General features: G+C 43.6%; 7 protein-coding genes and 4 tRNA genes. 4 read left to right on the top strand and 7 right to left on the bottom strand.

The window, feature by feature from the left end; all coding sequences use genetic code 11:
• Positions 1-62: 62 nt before the first annotated feature.
• The gene (locus tag WAE57_RS11090; RefSeq protein WP_337710667.1) at positions 63-1,163 is read left to right on the top strand and encodes an HPP family protein; all 1,101 of its coding nucleotides are present in this window, start codon (positions 63-65) and stop codon (positions 1,161-1,163) included.
• Positions 1,164-1,247: 84 nt separating this feature from the next.
• On the opposite strand, the gene WAE57_RS11085 is transcribed toward WAE57_RS11090, so the two are convergent.
• A complete protein-coding gene (locus WAE57_RS11085) occupies positions 1,248-1,511 on the bottom strand; it encodes a PspC domain-containing protein (RefSeq protein WP_237787774.1) in 264 nt (87 codons plus the stop codon).
• A 308-nt stretch (positions 1,512-1,819) separates the two neighbouring features.
• On the opposite strand from WAE57_RS11085, the gene WAE57_RS11080 reads away from it, so the two are divergent.
• Complete coding sequence (locus WAE57_RS11080) at positions 1,820-2,425, top strand: hypothetical protein (RefSeq protein ID WP_337710666.1); 606 nt, start codon at positions 1,820-1,822, stop codon at positions 2,423-2,425.
• Positions 2,426-2,547: 122 nt separating this feature from the next.
• Here the strand turns inward: WAE57_RS11080 and WAE57_RS11075 are convergent.
• The 6 genes from WAE57_RS11075 to WAE57_RS11050 all read right to left on the bottom strand — a co-directional run bounded on the left by WAE57_RS11075 (position 2,548) and on the right by WAE57_RS11050 (position 8,733).
• Positions 2,548-2,623: transfer RNA gene (locus WAE57_RS11075), tRNA-Lys, on the bottom strand.
• A 221-nt stretch (positions 2,624-2,844) separates the two neighbouring features.
• A tRNA-Lys gene (locus WAE57_RS11070) sits at positions 2,845-2,920 on the bottom strand.
• A gap of 23 nt (positions 2,921-2,943) precedes the next feature.
• Positions 2,944-3,019, bottom strand: a tRNA-Lys gene (locus WAE57_RS11065).
• A 23-nt stretch (positions 3,020-3,042) separates the two neighbouring features.
• Positions 3,043-3,118, bottom strand: a tRNA-Lys gene (locus WAE57_RS11060).
• A 193-nt stretch (positions 3,119-3,311) separates the two neighbouring features.
• Positions 3,312-5,153, bottom strand: a complete 1,842-nt coding sequence (locus WAE57_RS11055; RefSeq protein WP_337710665.1) for a long-chain-acyl-CoA synthetase — start codon at positions 5,151-5,153, stop codon at positions 3,312-3,314.
• 196 nt (positions 5,154-5,349) lie between these two features.
• Positions 5,350-8,733, bottom strand: a complete 3,384-nt coding sequence (locus tag WAE57_RS11050) for an Rne/Rng family ribonuclease (RefSeq protein ID WP_337710664.1) — start codon at positions 8,731-8,733, stop codon at positions 5,350-5,352.
• A 761-nt stretch (positions 8,734-9,494) separates the two neighbouring features.
• Here WAE57_RS11050 and WAE57_RS11045 point away from each other — a divergent pair.
• Both WAE57_RS11045 and WAE57_RS11040 read left to right on the top strand, forming a co-directional pair.
• Positions 9,495-10,445 (top strand): RluA family pseudouridine synthase, encoded by a 951-nt coding sequence (locus tag WAE57_RS11045; protein WP_086174038.1) that lies wholly within the window; start codon positions 9,495-9,497, stop codon positions 10,443-10,445.
• Between the two features lie 395 nt (positions 10,446-10,840).
• Positions 10,841-11,509, top strand: a complete 669-nt coding sequence (locus WAE57_RS11040; RefSeq protein WP_086174037.1) for an HAD-IA family hydrolase — start codon at positions 10,841-10,843, stop codon at positions 11,507-11,509.
• The last annotated feature ends 423 nt before the right edge of the window (positions 11,510-11,932 follow it).

Below are 11,932 nucleotides of genomic sequence, written 5' to 3'. Positions count from 1 at the left end.
CCTTCATGTCTCAGCATTTTATAATGCCGAACTTCCACTCCAATACAACAAATAGGCACACTGTGTTTCACTCAAAAGCAGACTGGCTGAATACCCTAAAACCCAATTTTAAAGTGCTTCCATTGAAAGACCGCCTGCTGTGCGGTCTGGGTGCATTACTTGGACTGACACTCTCATCTTTCATAAGCTGGTGGGTGCTGGGGGATATCAATGCATGGTATATCGCACCGATGGGTGCATCTTCGGTATTACTGTTTGCCGTGCCTGCCAGTCCTTTGGCACAGCCGTGGAATATGGTGATTGGAAATATCATTGCAGGAGTCATTGGGGTGACCTGTGCGGCCTATATTCCGAACCTGACCGAAGCCTTTAGTGTGGCGGTGGCATTGTCTATTTTTCTGATGATGACCACGGATTCCTTGCATCCACCGAGTGGGGCGGTGGCGATTACTGCCGTTTTAGGTGGCAAAGCGGTCCATGAGCTGGGATATTACTTTATCTTTTATCCGGTTTTATTAAATTCGGTCCTGTTGATGTTTGTAGCGATTATTTTTAACCGTCTTTTAGGAAAACAGTATCCGCAAGTCGCTCAGATCAACCAGCGTTCTAAAGACCCGACACCCACGCAAAAAGTCACCATTCAACCGCAAGATATTCAGGCCACATTGGATCAGCAAACTGAGCTGCTGGATATTAGTGAATATGACCTGCAAAAAATTATTTTAGCGGCCCAAGAAAAAGCCAATGCCCGGGGCATGAGCCAGTTTAAATGTCAGGACATCATGACCAAAGACGTGATTAGCCTGAATGAAAATGATGATATCTATTCTGCGCTGGATAAATTCAAGCACATGAATTTAATGAGTCTGCCTGTGATCAATGCCCAGCAGCAACTTGTAGGTACGCTGGCTTTATATGAAGTGGTGGAATGGTTTAAGCGTGCAACCGATTTACGAACTACCTGGCAGCGTCAGGTCAAGGATATTATGGTTCGACAGGTGGTCACCGTAAAGCCGGAGCAACCGATTCAGGACCTGGTACCTTATTTTGTTGAGCGTTCATTTAACTATATTCCAGTGGTGGAAAAACAGAAAATGGTCGGCATTATTAGCCGTGCCGATATGATTGCGGCATTGAATCAGCAGTTGAATGTAGTGGCATAAGGAAAAAATTAGGCAAAAAAAAGCTACGACCGATTGGGGTATAGGTCGTAGCATAAAACGAACTCATTAGAGTTCAACGAGATATTATCGATTCTGATCCGAATTTACGGTGCGGATCGGGTTGTTATAGGCTTGTGACTGAGCAAACATAGTATTTTGCTGTTTTGGTATCACCAACCATAAAATTAAATAAACCAAAATCCCCGGGAATGCTGCACTCATAACAGAAACAAGAATAAAAATAATGCGCAGCAAAGTGGCATTCCAACCAAAACGTTCAGCAATACCACCCATTACACCGGCAATCATGTTTTGGCGGTTAGAGCGATATAAACCAACATTGGCCATCTAGGTCTCCTTAGAATGAGAAAATAAAAGTTAAAACAACATACTCATAATAAAGAAATGGAGATGCCAATGCATTTTTAAAGTGGCAGGTCCTAAAAAATGGTTAAGTTATGTAAATAAATAATTACTGCAACCAGAGTTGGGATATAAAATACACTTGTCCTAAAAAAGTTGATTTATATCAATAAAAATCAATTAAATATGGAAATACCTTGCAAGATGATAAAAAGCCTCTCATGACTTAAGTCATAAATAATTGAACAGATGAACAAGTAGCCGAAGAAAATAGATGATTCAGGGGTGAATAGGTGTTTCAAAAAGCAGATTATCAGCTATGGATCTTGATTGTAGTTTTAGCGGGTCTGATCGGTTGTCACAAACCTGTGGAGGATTCTGTAGCGAAACAGATCAAAGCAGAAACTTCAGCTGTTAACGATACTCAAGATCGAAAACTCACCGAAGTTGCCGGGCGGGCGACTGCTCCGGTGGAACAGGCAGAATCCAGAATCAAAAAAGCCATTCCAGACTATGCCGAGCCTTATATTGGCCGTTATCAAGCCACGATCAGTTGTGATGATCCTTTTGTCAGATGTAAAGATGGTATAGCAGATTATGTTATTAATTTACAGGAGGATGGAATTGCCCATCGCACTCTGATCCATTCGGGGCAAATCAGCTTCGCTTCAAATCTGTATCACCGGCAAGATCACTGGTCTTATGATAGGCAAAATCATCAGGTGATTTTGCATCGCTCAAATGGGGTGGATTTTTTTTATAATATTGATAAAGATCAAAATCTGGTCATGGATTTGGACAAGATTGCGCATGCTTCAGCCTTAAACGAGCAATATTTTGCCGAAGGCAATCCCTTTCCACAACAGGCATACCGTTTGCTTAAAGAAAAAGTCAGTTAAAGAAGAGAGGGGGTTGGTTGATTTAACCAAGCTTGCAATTTAAAAGGATGGAAATGCTCTAAATATGGAGCATTTTTTATTATATGTGCGTATAGAGATAAGAAGAATAATATAAAGAAATCTGGTGGGTTGTGAGGGACTCGAACCCTCGACCAATAGATTAAGAGTCTACTGCTCTACCAACTGAGCTAACAACCCTGAATGAGGATTAGTGAACTTAAAGCATCGCTTTAAGGGTTCACCCGAGTGCAAGAAAAAATCTGAGATTTTTTAAAAATGCATTAAAGCATTGTGTTTTGCAACATCGGTGTAGCAAAATTTCGAGAATGGCGAATCAACCGAAACGGTGTGGTTTGTCTTGGTCGGAATATTGCAGGTTTCGTTTCTATTGTAGTACAGAAAGAAGCCCTAAGAAAGAATGGTGGGTCGTCCGCGATTCGAACGCGGGACCAACGGATTAAAAGTCCGCTGCTCTACCAGCTGAGCTAACGACCCATCTCTAGGTTGATCAAAATAAGTGGTGGGTCGTCCGCGATTCGAACGCGGGACCAACGGATTAAAAGTCCGCTGCTCTACCAGCTGAGCTAACGACCCATCTCTAGGTTGATCAAAATAAGTGGTGGGTCGTCCGCGATTCGAACGCGGGACCAACGGATTAAAAGTCCGCTGCTCTACCAGCTGAGCTAACGACCCTGAACCAACATTCAGCACTTGTCTGAATGTGCAGTGCAAGAAAATAAAGGCTTTCTAAACACCACTTTGTTTTGATGGAGCGTATTGTAGCAAGATATCAAACGAGCGCAAGTAAAAATTAGCAAACTTGTTGATGTTTGATTATAAATACAACAAATTTGCTTAATCTTGTTAAAAAACACCTGTTCAGAAATTAGAAACGGTATTTATAGGCTTGAATATTGCTGAATATTTCCGCGGTTAAATCACAATATTCGCTGGCATTCGGGAGTAAAACCAGCAGACGTTCATCGGTCTTGTTAGGATCAAAAGCCTGTTCTTTGAGCTTGTTCTTTTGATATTTAAAAGTACCCGTAGTTTCGACCTGAGCTTGAATGCGTAAAAATACCGGAACAGCATAAGCCGGCAAACATTTTTTAAACTCGCTTGCCATTTGCTTTAAGTCTTGTGCAGTTAATTCTGCGCCATCGCTCAAGGTGATGGCTGCCATACCGGCACGACCATTGGTATGCGGAATTTCCACCCCATAAACCACCGCTTCAGCAATTTTTTCATATTCACTGACCGCATTTTCAACTTCGCTGGTAGAAACATTTTCGCCTTTCCAGCGGAAAGTATCACCCAGACGGTCTACGAACTGGGCATGACGGAAACCGATATCGCGTACCAGATCACCGGTATTAAAGAATGCATCGCCATGTTTAAACACATCTTTCATAATTACGGCTTTGTTTTTTTCCGGATCGGTATAGCCATCAAAAGGGGAGCGGCGGGTAATTTTACCTACCAGTAAGCCGACTTCGCCTTTTTTCACCTTTTTACACCAGCCTTTGTCATCTTTCACGGGCTGATTGTTTTCTTTATCAAATTCAATAATGGCATAAGGCGTTGGAGAGAAGCCAACCGTGTTGTCAAAGTTAAACACGTTACTAAAACCGACATTACCTTCACTGGACGCATACAGCTCCAGCACTTCTTCAATGCCAAAGCGCTCTTTGAATTTGTCCCAGATATTCGGGCGCATGCCATTACCAATCATTTTGGTGACACGGTGGCCTTTTTCCAGTTCAGACACCGGGGCATCCATTAAGTAACGGCAGAGTTCACCGACATAACCGATGGCAGAAGCATCAAATTTTTGCACATCTTTCCAGAAGGAAGAGGTCGAATATTTACGACGCAATGCCAAAGTGGCACTGCCGGCAATCACGCCACACCAGCACACCACAATACCGGTGGCATGATACAGTGGCAGGGTGCAGTACATCACATCATCAGATTTTAAATCCAGCACATGTCCATAGGTACCATAGGCCAGTGTCCAGCGGCTATGCGTGAAAATAACCGCTTTAGGCAGGCCCGTAGTGCCCGAGGTGTAGATGTAAAATAGACCATCTTTACCTTGAATAGTGTTTGTGGTTGGGGTGTTGAATTTGGGAAATTGATCCACTTTTTCTGCAAGATTGGCCCAGGCTTGAGGGGTTTTGCCTGCATCCTTTTGTGTGGCTTGATCGGCGAACCAATGAAAACGGTCTGCTTGGAGCTGTAAATCCTGACGGACTTCTTCAACAGCATTACGGCATTCTTCACCGACAATGATGGCAATTGGTTTAACCAGATTGATACTGTGGGTCAGGGCTTTACCTGTTTGTGAGGTATTGACTAATGCAGCTGTCACCCCAATTTTTGCCAGGGCAATAACTGTGGCCACCAGTTCAGGACGGTTTTCCACCATCACCGCAATCACATCACCTCTGCAGGCACCGATGGATAGATAAAAGTGTCCAATCTGGTTGGCCCATGCATTCAGTTCTTGATAGCTGAATTTCTGGTCTTCAAATAATAAAGCCATGCCGTGCGGATTGCGTTTTACCGCTTTTTCAAAGGCAATCCCTAAGCCTGCAGGAGTATTGGAGGTACGCAAATAGGCTTGTTTGAGACCACTCAACAGGTGAGGGACTTTGCTCATAAATTTAGGTAATTTTGCTGCGACATCCGCAATACCAATAAGATCGCTCGGTGTGGTATGGTTCATATGAATCCTATTTATTTTTCGTAATCCAATACAGTTTATTTGTTCGCAATACGCTAGCAGTCATTTGTACTCTTGTCTTTTAGCCGTTTCAATCTAGTGCAATCAACCTAATCCGATAAAAGTATCAAAAAAAACCTAGTCACCGGAATGACTAGGTTTTTTTATTTCGCTGCATTAGAGCTAATTATGTGACTAATTATGACTCATTTGCAGGCGTTGCTTTCTTTGGTGGACGACCGCGAGGGCGACGAGGACGGACAGGTTTGTCAGCGTCTTCACCTTCGGTTTTTTCAGCTTCTGCTTTAGGCTCAAGCTCAGTTGGTACATCCTGAGCAGCTTCTACCGCCAATTCAGCTTGTACCGGTTTTGCTGCCTGTTCAGTTTCTACTGGAGCAGCTATTGTTTCTGCAGCAGTTTCAGCAACCGCTTCAGTCACTACAGGCTCAGCCACTTCGGCTGTCACTGTTTCGGCTTCTATGACAGGAGTAACTTCGGCTGGAACAGCTTCCGCAGGAGTCACTTCAGGTTCGCTATGTGCCTGCTTTGCTTGCTCTAAAGCTTGTTCTGCAGCCTGTTTTGCCAAACGGCGACGTTCACGTGGATCATTTGCCACACGCTTGTCAGATACCGGTGTTGGCGGCGTTAAGTCCAGCACGGGTGCGGGTTCTGCTTCAGGTGCTGCTTTGGTTAATGCCACATCACGAGTCACAGGCTGTACTGGTGCTTGCGCTTCAGTTGCCTGTTGGCTGATGGTCTCGGCATATTGCTCGGTAAATTTTACCAAGGCACGGTTGAAGGTTGGAATTAAACCAAACTGTTCAATCAATACTGAACAATCTTCACCATATACATGGCGAATGAGGCTGCCCACCGTGTATTGACCCAAAGTTGGAACCTGAGAAGGGCTTAACTTTGGTGCCTGAGCTTGTTTTGCCTGAGCTTCACGTTTTTGGCGACGATGCATACGCGGATCGTTGCTGGCACGTTTTTCTGCAGAACGTGGTTTTTGCGGCTCATGAGTTTCAGTTGCAGCAGCAGTTTTTTCTTCCTTCGCGACCACTGGTTTCTCAGTAACAGGTGCTGGGGCTTCAACAGCTTCAGGTGCAGATTGTGCAATTGGCGCTTCAACTACAGGAGTTGAATTTAATGCAACAATTTCACTTTTTGCCTGATCGATATTGATCACCAATGCTGTTGGAAGAACATCCTGGCGAGGTGTATCAATCACTTCGACTTTAGGTTGCTGTTCATTCACTACTGCAGCAGGTGCAGCTTGTTGTGCTGGCTGTTCGTTCAATACGCTTTGATCGCGGTGGCGATTTGGGCGTTCAGGACGTTGCTGGTTACGACGGTCACGACGTGGCACAGCATTTTGCTCTGCTTGTTGATCAGTGTTTTGCTGTTCAGCGTGTTGACGTCGAGTCGGGCGCTTGTTTTCACGTGAATCCTGGCGCTGTTCGGGACGTTGCTCTTGGCGCTGCTCATGACGAGAAACCTGAACAATTTCTTCATGCACTTGGTTTTGCTGATTGTCGTGCTGAGTTTGTTCCCGTTGCTCTTTAGGCTTATTACGCTTTTTGTTGTGACGTTGCGATTTTTCTTCTTTATCAGAATATTTATCTGCAACTTCATGCTGTTCCTGTTTTTGTGTTACAGGCGCAGTTGGCGATAAGTAAGCATTGTTGTTTGCAGTGGCAACCGGGGGTGCGCTCTGAGTAGGCGCAGATGTTACAACCTGACCGAATTGACCACGGCTGACCGCACCACCATTGACCATTTGTTCAATGGCAGCAGCAGCATTGTTTGCAGTACGTGCTTGATCAACTGTTTTAGCTTGCTTTTGCACAAACAGGTTTTCTAGCCATGCACATGGGCTGGATGAAGCTTGAGCAGCAGGCGCAACTTGAGCTGGTTGTGATTGCTGTACTTCTTGAGCTACTTGTTGTGGACGACGTTGTGGCTTGTTGTTTTGGTTTTTAGCCTGTTGCTGAGCAGGTGCCTGCGCAGCAGCTTGAGCTTGTTGCTCACCTTCCAAATGCCATTCAGAAGATTCATAACCCAACTCTTTTTCGCTTGAACGTGTTGCTTCGGTACGTTCATAGCTGGTTGGTGCAAAACCTTCAGCATTATAAGTGATTTCGTAATGCGGTGTTTCCAGGTGCGGATGTGGCAACACGGTTACACGGACATTTGAAGTTTGTTCTAAATACACCAAAGTATGACGCTTTTCATTCAACATGAATGCTGCGATTTCAACCGGAACTTCGACCTGAACTTCACCATGACGTTCGCGCAGTGCAATTTCTTCCACTTTACGCATGATCGAAAGGGAAAGAGAACGTAAATCACGCACCATACCTGTACCATGACAGCGTGGGCATACGTAACCGGTTGCTTCTTCAAGCGATGGGCGTAAGCGTTGACGGCTCATTTCCATTAAACCAAAACGGGACAATTGACCGAATTGGATACGGGCGCGGTCGCTTTGGGTCGCTTCACGAAGTTTGGCTTCAACCATGCGCTGGTTGCGGTCTTTGGTCATGTCGATGAAGTCGATTACCACCAGGCCACCGATATCACGTAAACGCAGTTGACGTGCAATTTCTTCGGCTGCTTCCAGGTTGGTATTTAAGGCGGTGTCTTCAACGTCGTGACCACGAGTCGATTTAGCCGAGTTAATGTCGATAGACACCAAAGCTTCAGTCTGGTCAATCACGATTGAACCGCCAGAAGGAAGTTTTACTTCACGTTCATAGGCAGTCTGGATTTGACTTTCAATACCGAAATGAGCAAATAAAGGCTCATTTAAAGTATAGGTTTTTAACTTGTCGATTTGACGTGGCATAACCGCTTTCACGAAGTTATACGCTTCGTTATAGGCTTGTTCAGAGTCAATCAGGATTTCTGCAACATCATCACGTAAGTAATCACGAATTGCACGTGTTACCACACCGGCTTCTTGATGTACCAGCATTGGTGATGGACCAGAACCAGCCGTGTTTTGGATTTGTGCCCAAAGGTCCATTAAGTGTTGCAAATCAAGTTGCAATTCTTCTTGAGAGCGACCAATACCCGCAGTACGAACAATCACACTCATGCCACGAGGAATATTCAGTGAGGCCAACATTTCTTTCAATTCGTCACGAACTGAACCGGAAATTTGACGGCTGATACCGCCACCTTTCGGATTATTTGGCATAAGCACCAAATAACGGCCAGCAAGCGAAATAAATGTAGACAGGGCAGCGCCTTTATTGCCACGCTCTTCTTTTTCCACTTGTACTAAAAGTTCGGTACCTTCAGTGATCAATTCGCGGATATTTGAAGTTTGGCGAGGATCTGCCTTGTAGTAAGAGTTTGCGATTTCACGCATAGACAGGAAGCCCTGACGGCCTGCACCATACTCTACAAAAACAGCTTCTAAAGAAGGTTCAACGCGAGTCACGTGACCTTTATAGATATTGGATTTTTTTTGTTCACGGGTACGATTTTCTAGATCGAAATCGTAAAGACGCTGACCAGTGACAAGTGCAACGCGAATCTCTTCGGCATGTGTTGCATTAATCAACATACGTTTCATGGGTGTAACACCTAATAGTGATACACACCAAAACATCGCTATACACGTAGCGAACATCACACATTACGGATCAACACCCAGATCTCAAAATGACGCAATTGTGGTCTGAGCTTTTTTACCGGCCTTTTTTTGGGCTTCGGTTTTTGATTCACGTATTGAAGATGGCAATACGGCTTCAATCTTATAAACGATTAAAGTCACCTGAACGATTCACTGGCGGTCTAACGGTGCATTAGATGTGAGTAACTTTCACTGTCACGTAGCTTGAAGACCGTCCCTTCATTAATTCATGATCGGGCGTCTTGATACGGAATTATCATCGTATCGTTGCTTTATGTGCAGATCCAATGCATCAACGTTATAGCCTGAATACAACTTCAGGGTGCGACTAATCTGATGTGTATCAGTTTACGTTTAAAAACCAACTTAACGTTGGCGACATATTTTTTAGGGCAAACTGATTTATGTACGAAGTACAATTAAACGCAACAGTTTGCTTTTTTGCCGATATAATAAGCCTTCGGCGTCGGCATATTCTTTAGGGACCTTTCCGTGTTTAATGTGAATTGTGAAATTTAATTTTGAGCTTCAAAAATATTGAAGGAATTAAATTTTTTCACACTAACGGTGGTATCCGTGCGCTGACTATATCAAACCTTGCATCATCTGCCTATGGGCTAAGCTTATGTTTCTTGTGTAAAGCATAGCCTAAGTGATCAGTTTTTAATCAATTTTAGTATTTTTTGGGTCATCGTAACTGTATGAATTCTACGCAAGAATGGCAAAGTGTCACCTGGTTTGAAGTGGACGAGCATCAATTAGGTCAACGTATCGATAATTTTTTATTTTCCAGACTGAAAGGTGTGCCTAAAAGTCGGATTTATCGTTTAATCCGTGAAGGACAGGTTCGGGTCAATAAAAAGCGCATCAAGGCAGAAACCAAGCTAAATATTGGTGACCAGATTCGCGTTGCGCCGATTCGTTATGAGCAAAAAGATGAAACGGCGGCACCAGTATCGGATAAAGTGGCTCAAAGCCTGCTCAGTCGAGTGGTGTATGAAGATGAAGGCCTGATGGTGATAAACAAACCTTCAGGGATTGCCGTGCATGGCGGCAGTGGTGTGGCTTATGGCTTGATTGAAGGTCTGCGTGCTGCAACCGGCAAGAAATATCTGGAACTGATTCACCGTATTGACCGTGACACTTCTGGCCTGGTGATGATCAGTAAAAAACGCAGCACCTTAAAAACACTGCAAGATTTACTGCGTGAACACAAAATTAAAAAGACCTATGCTGCAATTGTTAAAGGGCAGGTCAGTCTGGATAAACAGCTAATTGATGCACCTTTGCATCGCTATGAGCTGGCCAATGGCGAGCGCCGGGTTCGTGTGTCTAAAGAGGGTAAAGACAGTAAAACTCAATGGAATGTGGCAGAGCGTTTCATGCATGGCACACTGGTGTATGCTTCACCACTTTCTGGTCGTACCCATCAGATTCGTGTCCATGGTTTAAGTATTGGTCACCCTTTAATTGGTGATGAAAAATATGGTCATGAAACCGAATATAACGGGCCGAAGCCACGTCGTTTGTGTTTGCATGCGATGCGACTGGAAATTCCGGGTTATCCGACCATTGAAGCGCCATTACCTGAAGATATGCAGAGTTTGGTGGCGCAGTTAAGAGCGCAGAAGAAAGATAAAGAGTCTTCTTGATTGATCTCTAATTTCTTGTAATTGGAAATTCTCCTCTTTAAGAAAGAGGGGTTAGGAGAGATTCGAATTTAATATGTAGAGAGTTAAGCGAAAGGCGACATGGATGTCGCCGTTACTCTGTGGTACAGGGATGTTCCATCAGAGTAACAAAGGATTTTTGTTACTTTTCATCCTTGAAAAGTAAGTAATACCTACACGGAAAAAGTCAGTTATTGAGGCTAACCGTGGTTATGAATTACTTTAACCTCTCCCTTGCGGAATATATTCCTCATCTCCTGGAAGGAGAGGGAATATTTCGTTAATTCAAAAATTATATGAATTCGAAATAAAGCTCTTCTTTGAAAAAATAAGAGTGAAGTAAATTAAAAAACTGAACCAAATATTGGAACTCAAACATGAACACACCTGTAGAACTCATCATTTTTGACTGGGATGGAACGCTATTTAATTCAGTCGGTCAGATTGTTGCGAGCCTACAGTTTGCGGCACAGCAGTTCGAGCAGCCGCTGACAGAAGCTGCTGCAAAAAGCATTATTGGTCTGGGTTTACCGGAAGTGGCGCAAGTCTTGTTTCCTGAAGTGCCTGAATTACATCATGAGATTTTGCAGTGCTATGCCACTCACTATGTGGAAAACTCCAAAGGAGATGCCTGGTTTGAAGGGGTTTCGGTTATGTTGCAGGATCTAAAGGCACAAGAGGTGAAACTTGCTGTGGCGACAGGAAAAAGCCGTAAAGGTTTAGACCGTGTACTTCATCAAACAGCCAGTGATGACCTGTTTGATGTGACCCGTGCAGCCAGTGAAACCAAATCCAAACCTGATCCTTTAATGTTGACTGAAATTTTACAGGTCACGGGCATCAGTGTTGAAAATGCCATTATGGTGGGTGATACCTCTTATGATCTGGAAATGGCACAAAATATTGCCATGCCGCGTATAGGGGTAAGTTATGGTGTGCATACGCCTGAAGTCCTTGCCCACTATAATCCGCTAGCCATTGCAGAGGATGTTGCCGATTTGCATCAGCTTTTATTAAAGCATGTGAATTTAAAACAGGCGGTTTAATTCCAGGATGATGGGTTAAAATAGGAGGATTTTAAATCCTCTTTTTTTATCTTTATTTCATTTGATCTGCTGATGTCTGGTACTCAAAAGTTTAACTGCCATAAGGCTCTATTGGCATGTATGCAGATCCACCTTGATATCGAAAAAGTACCGCGATGGAACAGAATTGTGGACTGCGAAGTTAATCGGCCGCATATGAGCTGAAGATAAAACTGATTGATAATTAAAATATAAGATATTGATTTTTAATTGGTCTTTTTAGAACTCATGATTTAATAAAAAAAGGTTTGTACTAAAAACAGGCAAAGTATCTAGTCTTTTAGTCGTAGATTGATGGTTGTTTTATGAATCTGGCAATTTACCTCGCAGCAGATGCAAGAAAGCATTTTTTAATATTTTGTTCATATGCCTGTTTTTTAAAAA

Origin of the sequence: Acinetobacter sp. NS-4, from assembly GCF_037402435.1 — a bacterium.
Classification (GTDB): domain Bacteria; phylum Pseudomonadota; class Gammaproteobacteria; order Pseudomonadales; family Moraxellaceae; genus Acinetobacter.
Note: the sequence above shows the minus strand (reverse complement) of the source record. Positions and strands in the feature narration are given on the sequence as shown.